Origin of the sequence: Butyrivibrio sp. X503, from assembly GCF_003625475.1 — a bacterium.
Classification (GTDB): domain Bacteria; phylum Bacillota; class Clostridia; order Lachnospirales; family Lachnospiraceae; genus Butyrivibrio.
The window spans coordinates 243,088-258,026 of the sequence record NZ_RAIQ01000005.1 but is presented as its reverse complement, the minus strand read 5'-3'; the positions used below and the strand labels follow the sequence as shown (position 1 = coordinate 258,026).

Genomic DNA, 14,939 nt, shown 5'->3' with positions numbered 1-14,939 from the left:
GAGGAAGCTCACTCGAGCTTCCTCTCTTTTTTATTTTCCACTTATATCATTATTCTTTCTTAATCCCCAACTTATCTACCAGAGCATCGATCGTATCGGGATCTTGTTCAAAAAATCTATCCAAATCTCTTGCCCCATAAGGAACAAGTGCATTTCTTTTAGGAAAATTCACAAGTGCACTAATTGCTTCACGAATTCTATTCACTTGTCCTGTGGCATTGTCTCTGGACCCCAAATCATATGCAATATACATAAATATATTACGCAAATCATCTTTGGCTTCATCAGCGTAATAGATGAAAAACCACTCATATACCAAATTCCTCTGCGAGCATATGCACGCAATTATTTTCTTGTATTGACAAATAGTTTTAACAATGGTATAACAATTAGAACAAAGACTTCAAATGTCAAATCAGGTTTCAATTAACGTTTATCAAAGGAAAAGGAGAAAAACAATGAAAAAAAGAGGCGCACAGTTATTCATGGGTGCACTGACCGCCGGAATCCTAGCCACATCAGGTGTTACAAGCTTAGCAACAATCAAAAGCATGGCAACCACTGAAGCAGTAAACTATACTATGGAGGAAAATGAAACACTTTTTGTACAGGAACCATCCATATCATTACAAACAGGAAGCGGGATTAAAAACATAACTCAATTCGGTAGTATTGACGAAATAGTTCGAGCACTCCCAAAAGGAATGGCATATAAACGCATGTATCTAAAAGGTTTCAATGGCGAAGTCCTTCTTTTAACCCAAAGTACTGTGAAGAGAGACGGAAAGAACACTTCGAGTATCGCATATATATACACAGCGCAAAATGGCCATATATATTACCTCGGCAAATTAGTTACCGGTGATCAAAATTATCCTCTAAGAAAAGATGACGGTATTATCTATGCTTCAAATAAATTTGACTATAATACATTTTATGTAGAGTCGGACGGAAAAAAGATGTTCGAAAAAGACAGACTTAATTACGGATCAGCTCAAGGTTTTACTCATGATGAAAACAAAAACTACACATGGCATGAAATCGGTACAGCATTTAACAAAACTTCGAAAGAGCATTACCAGAAAAAGAATAACAGCATACCGGTCATCAACTTTGACATAAAATAACCTAAAAAAGAGGAAGCTCACTCGAGCTTCCTCTCTTTTTTATTTTCCACTTATATCATTATTCTTTCTTAATCCCCAACTTATCTACCAGAGCATCGATCGTATCGGGGTCGAGTGACAGGACATTCGATGAAAAAATAGTTTTCACAAACCATATCAGTACCGCAAGAACAAATACCGGAATCACGCACGCCGTTACGATCATCACTGCGAGAGATTCAAGAAGGCTCTTGACGAATGACGTGATCCTGTCAACGGTATCGCTTGTGATAGTCGTAAGTTCATTGAAGAATCCGCCTTCTGAGCCATCTTCGGATCCGCCCTCGATTTCAAGGTCATTGTACTCTTCAACAGCCGTTTCGACACGGTCCGCCTGAGTCTGATAAACAAGATCGGAGAGCTTAACGCTGGCAGGAACTATGAGAAAAATTATGAGTCCTATCAGTGCAATCTTTCCGGCAGTCTGCGCCCACTTTCTTTTTCCCGAAATAACCCACGCGCATAAAAGAACGCATGCTATTGGTATGAGTACGCCAAATACAATGTATCCGGAGAGACTTATCATAAATTTTTCAAGGTAAAGAGCACACAAGATCACAAGAAAATACTTGGATAACTCCGCAAGCTGATCCGCAATCGGCGTACACATATCTCCGGGAAGGAGTGATAAAGTTGCGGACGTAGCCGCAGATCCTCCCGATAGGATCATCACGGATTCAATCTTATTGTCAGTCTGCTCGATCGTATGCTTATGTGTACCCGGATCCCCCGCCCAAGGTGCAACCTTTGTTATTGAGATCACTGCTATAAGTAATAACAGCGCCACTATAGTAATCTTCTTAAGTTCCATAATCTCTTCCTTTCATTCGCAAGTCGCACAATCTCGCCGCGTCCTTATTCAAATACGATCTCATAATCCGAAGCCGAAGGGAAATTCGTGATAAAGTTCTTCACGAGATTTTGAGCCTGTTCATCCGATCTCTCCAGAATGCCGCTATCAAGCGCCTTTTTCTTGGCAGCCTCCTCAAATTCGGATAAAGATACATTATAATCGTCCAATTTGAGCGGATTCCACAAAGAATCTTTTTCCGAATAGATCTTGAAAGTATCCTTATCTATCGTTACCGCCTGAATCTCTGACTTCGGAAGCACGATCGTCAGCTTCTTGGCACTGTCGTCCTTTTTGATCTCGATCTTTTCAAAATCGATACCCGCCATAACCGCGCCGTCGTAGCTGTATATAAATTCCGACGATGATGTCAGAAACTGAAAGAAAGTCTTTTCCTTGGTGTACTTCTCAACCTGCGTAAAATAGTACTCCTGCGTTATTAAAGTCCCCATGTTGGCGAGTCCGTCGCGAATCGTCTCCGTGCTGACAGATACAAGCACCTTGCTGTCCCCGGTCTTGACCGTAGTCACAGGGCCGTTAACAGAGACATCACTCTGCGCCTTCATTTTCTTCACACGGTACTCGATTCCAAGCACTATCATTGCAACAACGCAAACACCGATAACCGCTATATAGATTTTCTTCTTGGTCTGCTCTGAAATCTTCATGTGCATACCCCTTCCTTTTTCGCTTCTTCAAAACGATACTCCGCGATAAATCCGTTTTCGACGGATATTATTCATCAAAAGATCAGTGAGATGAAGAGCTGCTTGCTGCTGCGCTTGATGCCACGATGACCATAAGCATGATCTCTTCTGCGATAACTTTGGCGAGAGTGCCTCCGACAACCGCAGCGTTTACGGCAGCATCGTCTCCGGCGTAGCTTTCATAAACCAAAGTAGCAGCGATCATAAGTCTTGTCTGCTTTGTCACAGACCAGAATCCAAAGCCTTTTTTCTTCTTAAGATACTCAGCAGCCTCAACTACTTCGGATACAATGTCATCAGTATTCATGGAAATATTGGTCAAAAGACCCAGTGAAGCAAGCTCATACTCTTTTCCGTATGTAGCACGTGCTGCCTTGAATGCATTTAATAGTTCCAAAGTCTTCTCGCACTTCTTATCGCTGTCACCTTCAAACGCTGTAAGTACCTGTGCGAGTGAATATGCGGCATTATCATGGAACAATAATTTGCCCTTGATAGAAGTATATGTGCTTTCGAGTTCTTCAAGAATAGCGTCCGCGCTCTTGTCAGCCATTGCCAAAATAACCGCAAGGCAGGTATCTTCATCGGTCGTCAAGAAAGGATGCTTACTCTTCATTCCCTTCATGAGTACATTAGTCTTTTCGATTATCGCGTCGGCATCCGCAACTCTCTTTGCATCAGCGATCACCATTGCAGAAAGTGCTCTGTAGCTTGATCCGAAGAACTTACCTGACTGAAGCTTACCGTAAACAGCGATTATATCCTCAAGATACTGATCCGGATTATCTGAAAGAGCCATGCCCGTAGCGGCGATCAGCTCATTGTTTCCGCGGAAATATGACATTATATTCTGTCTCTTTTTTAATTTCTTTTTGCACTCTTTTACAAGCTGAACATCAACGCTCTTTCCGCTCTCTGTATAAGAAAGTGCTGTGATCGTCTTAATAAGCGGGTGCTCGGCCCAAAATCCCTTGCGATAAGAGATTACATTCTCCCCTAACAGATCACATTTTTTCATCACTTCGTTTTTCATCTTACCTCTCCTCCATCCAATACGTTCATTAAAAAGCTATAGAAGTAATAATACCCCATTTCACAAAAAAGCGCGAGAGCCGTAGCCGACTTTCGCGCTTAAATACTTTCATTTTTTATTTTTTACTTTTTGAAAAGGCCGCCCGCAAGATTCTTGATATCGCCAAGATCAAGCTTTCCGTCTGAAACAGCTGCCTGAACCTTCTTGATGTCATCTTCGCTTATATCGATATTGGCTTTCTTCAGGATTTCTTTTGCCTGAGCGGGATCAACCTTGGCTATCTGCGCCATAAGTTCCTTGTTGCCGTTTATCTGTTTGATGATTTCTGTGATATTTCCCATAGTGTAACCTCCTCCGGTTATAAGTGTTGTCTGCGACAGTACTATTATACTACAAAAAGAGATCTCTTGAGGCATCACAGTTTCTTTTTCTGCTGCCCACCCGTCATCGCTACAAGGAGCGCATTCGGAACAAGCTTGCCAAAAAAGATCGCTGCTTTCATCCTATGCGTCGGGATAATAACGGTTTTCTTTTTATCCATACCCTTAAGGCACTCATCAACGCAGCGCTTTGCACTTATCCCGTTTAGAGCAAAAGTCACATCCGCGTTTTCGTTAAACTCCGTATCTACTGGTCCCGGGCATAGACAGCAAACGTGTACCTTGCTTCCAAGCTCTTTTAACTCTCTTGCCACAGCTCTGGTTATCGAGACAACATACGCTTTTGAGGCATAGTAGGTCGCCATATAAGGGCCTCCGGGAAGAAGTCCCGCGCTAGATGCGACATTGAGGATCGTTCCGAAGCCCTGCTTATTCATCTTCTTAAGAATCCCCTTAAAAAGAATGTGCATCGCAACGTCGTTAACCTTGATTATCGAGATCTCTTTTTCAAGATCGGTCTCAAGAAAATTCCCCGCCGTTCCAAAGCCCGCGTTGTTGATAAACACGTCGACCTTCTCATCGGATACATCCGTAAGGAGCTTCTTACACTGCTCCTCGTCCGAAACATCCGCGGTTATTATCCTGCACTCTACTGAAAGCTCCCCTTTAAGGGCGATAAGGCGCTGCGTCCTTCTGCCCGTGATAATGAGCTTGTAACCCTGCTCTGCGTATCTGCGCGCGAACTCGGCGCCAAGGCCAGAAGTTGCGCCTGTGATAAATGCTGTCTTCATAAAATACTCCTAATTCCACTCATATAGCCCAATACAACAAAGTCCCTCGCCGTCTTCAGCCGGCGAGCTCGCTCAGCGTCTTGTAAAACTCCGGATACTCTTTCTGCACCCTGATGGGTTTTCCTTCCTTGGTCAAAAAAGCGTGTGAAGAAGTCGCAGTACATACAACGGCGCCGTCTTCATTTTTCATCTCATACGAAAGAAAAAGCTTCACACCCTTAAATTCTTTTACCGAAACCTTTATGATAACTTTATCTGCAAACGTCGTAGTCTTCTTGTAATCGCAATTCACATTGATAACAGGTGATATTATTCCCATCTCTTCGAGCCTTGCATAATCCCATCCGATCTGAGATAAGAAATCAACTCTCGCTTCCTCCATCCATCTGATGTAATTGGAGTGATGCGTGATCCCCATCCTGTCTGTCTCGTAGTATTGCACGGTATGTATGTAGTCCATTTCAGTCCTCTTTCCTTAATTTATAAACGCTTGTCCCGTTCTATCAAATTTCATTATCAATATTCATCCAAGAAATTGTGTCTCACGCCATCTTTTTTATACTCGATAATGGTGTTGAGCTGCACATTTTCTACGCTTCTGAAGATATTGGACTCGACGAACGGGTTTGTTTTTTTGAGTTCGGCGATGATCCTCTTGGTCTCCAGTCTCTTTGACGGTGCGATATCATCTTCGGTGTAATCTGCAGCTCTTTCCGTAAACCTGCATGCGCACTGAAGAAAACGCAGCTCATTGTAATCTCTCCACGCGCAGATATCATTCTCTCTGATAAAATACATGGGCCTTATAAGCTCCATCCCCTCAAAATTCGTACTGTGAATTTTGGGCATCATCGACTGAATCTGACCTCCGTAAAGCATTCCCATAAGGATGGTCTCTATAACATCATCGTAGTGGTGGCCCAATGCAATCTTGTTGCAACCAAGCTCTTTTGCCTTACTGTACAAATGTCCTCTTCTCATTCGGGCGCAAATGTAGCATGGGTTCTTTTCTATATTGTCGGCCGCCGTGAATATTTCGCTATCAAAGATAGTAAGCGGAATACCCAAAGCCTTGGCGTTGCTCTCTATAAGCTCTCTATTGGCCTTATTGTATCCGGGATCCATTACCAGGTACGTCGCTTCAAAAGGAACCTGTCTGTGCTTTTGTATCTCCTGAAAAAGCTTAGCCATCAGCATAGAGTCTTTTCCGCCCGAGATACATACCGCAATCTTGTCTCCCGGATTTATGAGCTTATAGGTCTTGCACGCCTTCGCAAACTGTGAAAAGAGCTGCTTATGGTACTTCTTCCTAATGCTCTCCTCAGCCCTTTGCTGCTTCTCACCTTTTTCAAAATGTATTTCTTTCATTACTTAATTACTTTCCTACCTTCTGTTTTCCCATTATAGATCAGATAATCTCATCATAAATATCGAATATTCATCGTTCTGGAAGTCGAGATCCGGTGAGTTCTCACCGCCACCGTTGGTGCTGCGCTTGATCTCCGCATAGAACTCCTCGCCCTGGTTGACGATATCCATAACAGAGAGCTCAACGCCGGCACTGCCCGCAACCTTGCAGAAAGCCGCAAGCGGATCAGCTTCGCCTCTTGTATTCAAAAGACTCTGCTTAAGAGCCGCATCCTCTTTTGCCTTATTTAATAAAACTTCAAGTTTATCTGCCGTATTCATGATATCTCCCACCTTTCTTTCTCAGGTTTGAAACTAATAGAATTATAACAAAAAAGAGGCGACAATAGAGTCTAAAGTCGCCCCTTCTTTCTAAAATTATATTAAACTATCCCCTGACCTCATATTTATGAATCAAAACGCCTCTACATCTGATAATAAACATCCATAATAAAGAAATTGCAATTTGCTTTTCCCTGCCGCAATTTGCTGTATATCTTGGCATTATCTTTATTTTCCAATTTTGAATATATCTCATTAAGTAACTTATTGTACTGTGCAAAGTTGCCTTCGAATCGGACTTTTACAGCCGGATCAATCTTTAATTGATACCTCGTATCCTGCGTTTGAGCAGGTACATCATTACTTTCATTTCTATAATAAAAAATATAGTTATCCTGATCTTTTTCTATGATAGTACCTATATCTGTTTTCTTAAGCATTTTACAAAATTTGTCTCTGTCTACAATTATCTTATCCGTACAAACTTCCCTAAACTCCGTATACTGTTCGGCATAGTCCATATTTTCTCATCCTTGCATCTTACGTTCGTAATATATTCCGGATATTAACGCCACTAAACACTGAGCCCCAAATAGAATTTGAGTATAAATCTCAACATTGCGAAAGGAAAACAATTCATTAAGTTCGAAAATAGTTGCTATTCCCCAGCCCGCAACCGCAGCCAGCAAAACCTTGGATGAAGCTGCACGAGCTTTAGTTACAACCATCTTCCATTCAGGGCTGTTATTGTAATGTGCTTTTTTTACAGCGTTCCAGATAATAAATCCGAAAAAACTGATTATCGTTATTATCAGCGCTACCGTAACAAATACATGATTGTCCATCTTTTCCCTCCTTATTTCTTTGATCGATCTCTTTGAAATGATCGGGAGTGAGCAATTGTCACTCCCGTTTCATTTCTCATATTAATCAGTCTTTATTTCCACCTAAATATCCGCTGACCATAGATGAAACCGCTGTGACAATTGTTGCGCATGCTCTTGATGAATCTGAGATCAACTTAATAGTCTGCTTGATTGTCTCACCATCAACATCACCTGCGCCCTGAATTTTAGCCATATCAGCCAAATTCATATTCTCAAATGCAGCGCCTATGATCTTATTCATCTTCTCATTACTCATATTATCATTCTCCCTTCAAGTACAGGCTTTTGTTAACTGTTATCATTATTTAGTAAAAGATTCTGCGAGGCCTTTAGAAAGGTCATATGCAGATGCAGTAAATGATATAATTTCAATTGCCGTCTCTAAAAACCCTTTAAAGCCTTCTCCGTCAACATCGCCTGCACCCTGGAGGCGCGCCATATCCTCTGCGCTCATGTTCTCAAAAGCAAGACCTACAATCTTATCAAATCTTTCTTTTCTTTCATTATTCATGATCATGTCATCCTTTCTTAATATCAATCATTACCCGCGATATAATCATATGAAGCCTTTGTAATCTCATATGCAGGGATTGAATACTTAATAATAGTCTTAACGACATTTGACAACAAACCTTCCGCGTCAGTATCTCCTGCGCCCTGAATATTCGCCATATCTACATCCTTAAGATCCTCAAATGAATTACCTACTACCTTATTAAGATTTTCCTTTGACATATTTTCTCTCCTTTTCTTTTGTTTAATTAATGTTTTTGTTTATATCAATCCTTTTGAAAAAGACTTACTACAACCTGTGTGGCATAGACGGCTGTCTTTGCAATCCAACTTAATGTTTCAGCGTCAGTATCTCCTGCGCCCTGAGTCTTTTCCATTTCCTCATCCTTAAGATCCTCGAATGAGTTTCCTACAGCCTTATTAAGCTTATCCTTAGACATATTTCGCCCCCCTTTCTTATTAATCTTTGTTGGTGCTTGCAAGAATACTTATTACAGCAGGAATACCATAAATAGCACTTAATACCACAGTAGCTGTCTCAGCATTGGTATCACCTGCACCCTGGGTCTTTTTCATATCGTCATCCTTAAGATCCTCGAATGAATTACCTACGACCTTATTTAATTTATCCTTTGCCATAGCTTTTCTCTCCTTTTCATAATTTAATTAGTTATGATCATTTGCAGTTTCATCGGAATAATTCGCTATCTCTAGGCGGCAATGATATTCCGGTTGTCGGTAGCGTCCCAATAAATGTGAGCCTTTCGTAAATATCTCCGAAATATTCCGCCTCAGTATCTCCGGCGCCCTGAGTCTTTTTCATTTCTTCATCCTTAAGATCTTCGAATGAGTTACCTACGGCCTTATTCATCTCTTCCTTTGCCATAGTTTCTCCTTTCCCTTGTCAGACCATCCTTAATCGCTCACTGCTTTTTTCACTTATCAACCAAATATTTTTTGTGTAAGATTCAAAAATGCATCTAACGACAGTGGTGAGGGTGGTATAATCGCAGTTTTGAGTAGATCAAGAGTCTCCGCATCAGTGTCTCCGGCACCCTGAGTCTTTTTCATTTCCGCGTCATCAAGGTCCTCAAATGAGTTACCTACGGCCTTATTCAATTTATCCTTTGCCATAGCTTTTATCTCCTTTTTGTTAGTTATGCTTAAACCAATCAGCCACTTGACATGCAGATGCCATACGGAGTTTCTCATCATAATCTTCACCAAGCACTGAAAAACTAAGTGTCGCTGTTCTTATTAACCCAATAGTTTCCGCCTCAGTGTCTCCGGCGCCCTGAGTCTTTTTCATTTCCTCATCCTTAAGATCTTCAAATGAATCGCCGACCGCTTTGTTGTTCTTATTGGCCATAATATTTCCTCCTTATAACCAATCAATGTTTTTTACCCATATTCAATTTTGTTTTGGATACGACGTTCCGGCGGATACTGCTCCTGAAACCACGCTTACTATAGCAACACTTACGGTTTCTGCCTCAGTGTCTCCTGCGCCTTGCGCTGCCGCCATCTGTTCGACATCAAGTTCTTCGAAGGAATCTCCGAGTGCTTTTTCAAGCTTATTTCGGGCCATGGCGTCCCTCCTTTCATTTTTATTTGTTAGCTAACTATCTATCGCAACCGTTTTTTAACACTTAAGTCCATGTGTCAACAAAACAGGTAGCGTCACTGCAGAAGGCGCTGTAAATTCAGGCTGTATATATAATGTCTTGATTGCACCTTCGTCTTCAATTTCTCCCGATCCCTGTGCCATCCTCATTTCATCGAGAGTCAATTCTTCATATGCTTCTCCTACAAACTTGTTCGCTCTCATATTTTCTCCTTTTCTAAAGCTAATATTTACTACACCGTAAATCGACTTATTTTTACCAGTTACCTTTATGTCTATTGACATCTTTATGTTATCAGCCGGTCTATCGATATTTCGCTTTTGTAATTAACGGTATGAAAATCGGAACCAACTGTATTTTTTTATTTGTTTGTACTGATAAGCGAGATATTATCAATCGTTTCATCTGTCGAATCATCTGTTTCAAATCCGAAAGAAACGGATTTTCCGGGAGCTATATTTTGATTACTTCCTTCATTAAGAATCGAATAATAATCATCGTCATGTTCTTCTATTGATGCTCCCCATATCTTGTCGATGTTTCCGGAATAAGTGAATTCAATCTTCCAATCGGATATAGGGTGGTCAGACTTGTTTGTAATTGTCATATAGGCAACAAATCCATCTTCCCATCTGGTTGTGACCTCAAGATCGGCACTGTAATCTTCAGGCTTTACCATGTTTCTGTCATTCACCATCAAAACTTCATTAGGCAAAGCTATTTTGTCTTTGGATGGTTTCTTAGCAATAAACCCAAAGCTTACCGATTCTCCAACAGGAATATCCTGGTTGTAATCCGCATGAGTGACTATTATTTCATCTCCGTCTTTAATATATTTTGCATCCCATATATGTGTAATCTCATCCTTAAGATCCATAGCGATCTCCCACTTATGGATATCACTTGATGTATTATTGGTGAGTGTAACGTTCACATAGTACCTGTCTTCATCCTCTTCAGTGATCGTATATTCAGCTGCAATATTATGACTTTGATAACTCCTTGATCTGTCACTTTCTTGCACTACTTCCCCGCGATAAACAGAGTCCAATTCTTTTATCGATCTGTATATATTTATCTCTCCGTTACCGAATTGAGTATCTTTTCCTTCAGGTCCGACATCTTTACATCCGGCGGTCAAAAGAACCAATGCATCATCTTTTCTGAAATGCGGATATTTCTCTTTTCCATATGCATAGACATCAGCAAAGCTCGCTGTTGCTACTGCAGATGATAAACTCGTACCCATCTCCAAAGAATATCCATGAGGAAGGATTCCATCGTACATATTGTCCATATATGTGGGATAAGCAACAAATATAGCTGCCGGTAAATTTGGAATATCCTCTCTGATAACATCCTCTCCTCCGGGTGCACAGAAATCCACACATGAGCCATAACAGCTATATGATGCTAATGTCCCTTTCCATACGGAAGATACTGTATTAACACCTTCTATCGCTCCCGGAAGATGCAGAACTTTTTCTTCTTCATATTTTTTATCAAGATCTTCGCCTTTATTTCCGGAAGATGCAAAAACAGTTACATTATTATTCAATGCATATCTGACAGCTCTCTTGTATGTAGCTGTCAAAATGCGCTCCTCATTGTCATCAATGCATTTAAATGTTCCAAGGCTAAGATTTAATACATCATTACCGTCATTAACCGCATCTATTATTGCAGCGATAGTCCATATTGATTCGCCATCTACTGCACCCAACACTTTATATGGTGTTATGATCGCATCCGGTGCAATCTGTGCAATGATTCCGGCCGTTTCTGTTCCGTGCCCCTTATAATCATTAATAGAATCATCGTCCTTCACATAGGATTTAGCATGTTTAAGATCAAGCTTTCCCGAAAACACCGGATGATCCGGATCAACTCCACTGTCTATATGCGCGATCCTTACATTTTTTCCCGTTGTATACTCAAATGACTTTCCATCTTCTGTAACTTCATCCACATGCCAGTTCTGTTTATTGTACGGATCGTCTGCCAGAACTTTCATGAGTTCTTCAGTGGATTCCGATGAAATGTCAGATTTCTCGTGCTTATCCACCGGTTCCTCAGCTCCTTCAAGCTTTGGAAGATCACCCGCAACTTCTATCTGATCATGAATGCTTTTATCCTGAATGATCTTATCTACATCAACTGTTTCCGGATAAACCAAATGCATCAGATTAATTTCTTCATAAACATCTACTTCTATGTTTTTGTCTTTCCTAAGGATGTTCTCTTTAACCTCTTTGATATTCGCGTTTTCTTTTAGCAGAACATCAATTGTTTGCTCCTTCTCCCCGGCAGCTTTCGCACTTATCTGAAAACTGCCAAGTAAAACCAATGCAGGAAGAAGGGCAACAAGAGGTTTCCTTATAAAAAAGGCTCTCTTGTGTCGATTTTTCATGTTTAATCCTCTTTCCAACTGTGCGTATTACGCAGTCTTAGGTTGCTTTCTGTAAAGTTTCGCATAATGTCCGTTCTTCGCCAGAAGTTCTTCGTGATTTCCTTCTTCCACAATTCTTCCCTTATCCATAACGATAATTCTGTCAAAATCTCTGATTGTAGAAAGTCTGTGTGCCACCACCACAAGCGTGGACTTCATATGGAAAAGATGTTCCATGACAATCTTTTCCGAAGTATTGTCAAGCGCGCTGGTAGGTTCATCAAGAAATACTATCTGAGGATTTGAAATGATCGTTCTGGCAATAGCGATCTTCTGCCTCTGTCCACCTGACAGATTCTGTCCGCTCTCAGAAATCCTTGTTTCAAGTCCAAGCGGGAAGCTGCTTACCAGGCCGGTCAGATTGGTTGCCTCTATTACCTTATTTATCTCCTCATCAGTGAAGTCTCTTCCCATTGTGATATTCTCCCTGATGCTTCCGCTAAACAACATACTCTCCTGAAGAACGATTCCAACCTTTTCTCTTAATTTGTGTATATTCAAATCTCTGACATCTTTATTCTCATAAAGAACACGTCCCTTGGATGTAGGATAAAGACTTGCCATGACTTTCATCAGTGTCGATTTACCGGATCCACTGCTTCCGACTATCGCGACTTTTTCATAAGGTTTGATCTTCAGAGAAATATCGGATATAGAGTAATCAGAGAATAGACTATATCTGTATGAAACATCATCCACACTTACTTCTCTGCACTGTTCGGAGGGAAGCTCTTTTCCCTCTGTTTCCGTCTCATTTGGAGTATCCATTATGTCTAGCAATCTTTCCATGTATATTTTGACCATAACTATCTGGCCATATGAAGCCATGATTGAAATAATAGGACCAAGGAAAGCCGCTCCTATAGCATTAAAAGCAACTATATCTCCGGTTGTAATTACTCCATCCATTGCCAACGCCTGACCACCAATAAAAATACATAATGGATAGAAAATCTGAATAGTTTGCGTCGCGTTAGCCAAAAAAGATTGATACTTTGAACGAGATATCTCTAGACCAATCTGCTTATCAAAGTTTTCTTTCCACTTTTCAAACAGATTCTTTTGAGCATTGGTAGACTTAACCGTAAAGATATTATTTACCATCTCATTTATCATGTCCTGTGACTTGGTCGTAACTACCATCTCATTCTGTGCGATCTTCCTGTTTAATTTAGTATTCATATACGATACAAAACAAAGCAAGGCTGCAATAAAGAGCGTAAATACCGCAAGGACCGGACTGATACACAGCATTGTTCCCAAATATAGGAAGAAGAAAATAATATCTATTACAAGCGCTATCATCTGATCTATGATGACCTGCCTGATATATGTGTTTGAATTAATCCTATATACAAGTTCTCCCTTACTTCTGTTAACGAAGTAGGAATACGGAAGATCCAAAAGCTGTTTTATAGTATCTCCCAAAAAGCCCTTATCAAATGCCGTTTGAAGCTTTGTTATAACTCGCGTTCGTATCAGATTAAAAACATAATAATTTGCAATCAATCCAAAGCAGGCAATAAACAACACTCCCAACGTCGGGAACCTGGTTTCTTCTATTCCATCAACAAGATTTTTCATCGCCATAGGAACAACCAAACTCATACACTGCATCACCAATGAAAAGATCAATGTCGTCATCAATAACTTTCTGTTCTTTTTGGCATTTTCCACAAGCGCCGGATGGAGCTTAGGCATCTGAAAATGCCTCTGACTCTCAACTTCGGAATAAAGAACTATATTAGAAAAATGTTCACCGAATTCATCCGTACTTATTGTCTTCTTTCCCGATGCAGGGTCTACCAGTGAGATAGACTTATTATTCACCTTCTCAACCACTACAAAGTGCTTTCTGTCCCAAAAGGCTATGAAAGGCTTTGGCACAGCCTTAAGTGATTCAATACCGATCTTGATCGCTCTTGATAACACTCCGTTTTCTTTTAATACTTGTTGAATCTGTAAAAGGTTATATCCACCGTTTGGAACACCATATCGTTCTCGCATCCCCGATAGTTTTGTTTTGTCTACAAAGTAATCAATCATCATCGAGGCACATGCAAGTCCGCATTCAGAGTGTTCACATTGTTGTTGAAATCTTACTCTCAAACCACTACCTCCTCGCATTTATATTTTTCTTTTAAATAATCTTCAAATGTGTCAAAATTTATCATCCCGGTATTGTTCCAATATTCATATTCTTCATATGTAGGTATCGAATCATCTTTCATCAATTGTTCCCTGTATTTAAGAAATCCCAGTCTTGTATATTTGAATGCCATTTCAATATCTTCGTTTGAATCATGCGGAATAAATGCGTACTTCCTTATTCGGCTTGCAATCTCCGAAGACACTTTTTCCATCCACTCTTCATTCTTAAGCTGATCTGGGTCAAGTGCTGCATTAGAGCATGCGATAACATTTCCGCCCATATGGGTGATGAATTTACTAAGTGGACTTATCACCGTACCGTGTCCGTTGCTGCAGCATGTACTTAATATCACAACAGGCTTACCCTGGAGGCGAAGCGTATGCGCCCACCACGACAGCTTATCGATTATCAACTTAAGATCAGCCGTCATGTAATGCATATAAACAGGTGATGCAATAATAAAAACATCCGATTCCAATATCTTCTTTTGTAATTTCTCAAGATCATCATCACTTACACATTTCGTATTCAAGAAACACTTAGAGCAGCCCAAACACGGAGCTATCTTATAATCCTGAGGATGTGCATATTCAACTTCAAATACATCTTTATCAAGTCTTTCCGTTATTCTTTTGATAAAGGTTGCTGTATTTCCTTTCTTTTGCCTACTTCCGTTAAGTACAAAAATCTTTTTCAT

24 protein-coding genes and 1 pseudogene are annotated in these 14,939 nt (G+C 40.5%); 1 reads left to right on the top strand and 24 read right to left on the bottom strand.

The genetic code is table 11. From position 1 onward, the window contains the following. Positions 1–49 precede the first annotated feature (49 nt). Positions 50–319, bottom strand: a complete 270-nt coding sequence (locus D6853_RS11455; protein WP_120658135.1) for a hypothetical protein — start codon at positions 317–319, stop codon at positions 50–52. Between the two features lie 139 nt (positions 320–458). Here D6853_RS11455 and D6853_RS11450 point away from each other — a divergent pair, with 139 nt between their 5' ends. Further along, positions 459–1,127: a hypothetical protein gene (locus D6853_RS11450; protein WP_120658134.1), complete on the top strand. Its 669-nt coding sequence runs from the start codon at positions 459–461 to the stop codon at positions 1,125–1,127. A 58-nt stretch (positions 1,128–1,185) separates the two neighbouring features. Here D6853_RS11450 and D6853_RS11445 read toward each other — a convergent pair whose 3' ends face one another. From D6853_RS11445 to D6853_RS11335, 23 genes and pseudogenes are all read right to left on the bottom strand, one after another. Next, a complete protein-coding gene (locus D6853_RS11445; protein WP_120658133.1) occupies positions 1,186–1,977 on the bottom strand; it encodes a hypothetical protein in 792 nt (263 codons plus the stop codon). 44 nt (positions 1,978–2,021) lie between these two features. After that, entirely contained in the window at positions 2,022–2,684 is a 663-nt protein-coding gene (locus D6853_RS11440) for a DUF4230 domain-containing protein (RefSeq protein ID WP_158588743.1), read from the bottom strand. 82 nt (positions 2,685–2,766) lie between these two features. Further along, positions 2,767–3,756 (bottom strand): DUF4003 family protein, encoded by a 990-nt coding sequence (locus D6853_RS11435; RefSeq protein ID WP_120658131.1) that lies wholly within the window; start codon positions 3,754–3,756, stop codon positions 2,767–2,769. A 122-nt stretch (positions 3,757–3,878) separates the two neighbouring features. Next, a complete protein-coding gene (locus D6853_RS11430; RefSeq protein WP_120658130.1) occupies positions 3,879–4,097 on the bottom strand; it encodes a hypothetical protein in 219 nt (72 codons plus the stop codon). A 74-nt stretch (positions 4,098–4,171) separates the two neighbouring features. Next, positions 4,172–4,927: an SDR family NAD(P)-dependent oxidoreductase gene (locus D6853_RS11425; RefSeq protein WP_120658129.1), complete on the bottom strand. Its 756-nt coding sequence runs from the start codon at positions 4,925–4,927 to the stop codon at positions 4,172–4,174. A gap of 55 nt (positions 4,928–4,982) precedes the next feature. Further along, positions 4,983–5,387, bottom strand: coding sequence for an acyl-CoA thioesterase (locus D6853_RS11420; RefSeq protein ID WP_120658128.1), 405 nt, complete (start codon positions 5,385–5,387; stop codon positions 4,983–4,985). Between the two features lie 56 nt (positions 5,388–5,443). Beyond that, a pseudogene (locus tag D6853_RS11415) lies at positions 5,444–6,274 on the bottom strand (tRNA 2-thiocytidine biosynthesis TtcA family protein); the annotation flags it as partial. 54 nt (positions 6,275–6,328) lie between these two features. Then, positions 6,329–6,616, bottom strand: a complete 288-nt coding sequence (locus D6853_RS11410; protein WP_199713026.1) for a hypothetical protein — start codon at positions 6,614–6,616, stop codon at positions 6,329–6,331. A gap of 143 nt (positions 6,617–6,759) precedes the next feature. Continuing rightward, positions 6,760–7,137 carry a DUF5975 family protein gene (locus D6853_RS11405; RefSeq protein ID WP_120658126.1) on the bottom strand — a complete coding sequence of 126 codons (378 nt, stop codon included), beginning with the start codon at positions 7,135–7,137 and terminating at the stop codon, positions 6,760–6,762. 6 nt (positions 7,138–7,143) lie between these two features. Then, positions 7,144–7,461 carry a hypothetical protein gene (locus tag D6853_RS11400; protein WP_120658125.1) on the bottom strand — a complete coding sequence of 106 codons (318 nt, stop codon included), beginning with the start codon at positions 7,459–7,461 and terminating at the stop codon, positions 7,144–7,146. 85 nt (positions 7,462–7,546) lie between these two features. Next, complete coding sequence (locus D6853_RS11395) at positions 7,547–7,759, bottom strand: mersacidin family lantibiotic (RefSeq protein ID WP_120658124.1); 213 nt, start codon at positions 7,757–7,759, stop codon at positions 7,547–7,549. Positions 7,760–7,804: 45 nt separating this feature from the next. Further along, positions 7,805–8,014 (bottom strand): mersacidin family lantibiotic, encoded by a 210-nt coding sequence (locus D6853_RS11390; protein ID WP_158588742.1) that lies wholly within the window; start codon positions 8,012–8,014, stop codon positions 7,805–7,807. 23 nt (positions 8,015–8,037) lie between these two features. Continuing rightward, a complete protein-coding gene (locus tag D6853_RS11385; protein ID WP_120658122.1) occupies positions 8,038–8,238 on the bottom strand; it encodes a mersacidin family lantibiotic in 201 nt (66 codons plus the stop codon). Positions 8,239–8,282: 44 nt separating this feature from the next. Then, positions 8,283–8,456 (bottom strand): mersacidin family lantibiotic, encoded by a 174-nt coding sequence (locus D6853_RS11380; protein WP_120658121.1) that lies wholly within the window; start codon positions 8,454–8,456, stop codon positions 8,283–8,285. 19 nt (positions 8,457–8,475) lie between these two features. Beyond that, the gene (locus D6853_RS11375) at positions 8,476–8,655 is read right to left on the bottom strand and encodes a mersacidin family lantibiotic (RefSeq protein WP_120658120.1); all 180 of its coding nucleotides are present in this window, start codon (positions 8,653–8,655) and stop codon (positions 8,476–8,478) included. Positions 8,656–8,704: 49 nt separating this feature from the next. Continuing rightward, positions 8,705–8,902, bottom strand: coding sequence for a mersacidin family lantibiotic (locus D6853_RS11370; protein ID WP_120658119.1), 198 nt, complete (start codon positions 8,900–8,902; stop codon positions 8,705–8,707). Between the two features lie 56 nt (positions 8,903–8,958). Then, a complete protein-coding gene (locus D6853_RS11365) occupies positions 8,959–9,150 on the bottom strand; it encodes a mersacidin family lantibiotic (RefSeq protein ID WP_120658118.1) in 192 nt (63 codons plus the stop codon). A gap of 19 nt (positions 9,151–9,169) precedes the next feature. Then, on the bottom strand, positions 9,170–9,385 hold the full coding sequence (locus tag D6853_RS11360; protein WP_120658117.1) for a mersacidin family lantibiotic: 216 nt from the start codon (positions 9,383–9,385) through the stop codon (positions 9,170–9,172). Positions 9,386–9,427: 42 nt separating this feature from the next. Beyond that, positions 9,428–9,604 (bottom strand): mersacidin family lantibiotic, encoded by a 177-nt coding sequence (locus D6853_RS11355; protein ID WP_120658116.1) that lies wholly within the window; start codon positions 9,602–9,604, stop codon positions 9,428–9,430. A 54-nt stretch (positions 9,605–9,658) separates the two neighbouring features. Next, entirely contained in the window at positions 9,659–9,844 is a 186-nt protein-coding gene (locus D6853_RS11350; RefSeq protein ID WP_120658115.1) for a hypothetical protein, read from the bottom strand. A gap of 158 nt (positions 9,845–10,002) precedes the next feature. Next, entirely contained in the window at positions 10,003–12,051 is a 2,049-nt protein-coding gene (locus D6853_RS11345; protein WP_120658114.1) for a cellulose binding domain-containing protein, read from the bottom strand. 27 nt (positions 12,052–12,078) lie between these two features. Continuing rightward, the gene (locus tag D6853_RS11340) at positions 12,079–14,199 is read right to left on the bottom strand and encodes a peptidase domain-containing ABC transporter (RefSeq protein WP_120658113.1); all 2,121 of its coding nucleotides are present in this window, start codon (positions 14,197–14,199) and stop codon (positions 12,079–12,081) included. Then, positions 14,196–14,939, bottom strand: coding sequence for a flavodoxin family protein (locus tag D6853_RS11335; protein WP_120658112.1), 744 nt, complete (start codon positions 14,937–14,939; stop codon positions 14,196–14,198). The genes D6853_RS11340 and D6853_RS11335 overlap by 4 nt, the downstream gene beginning before the upstream one ends.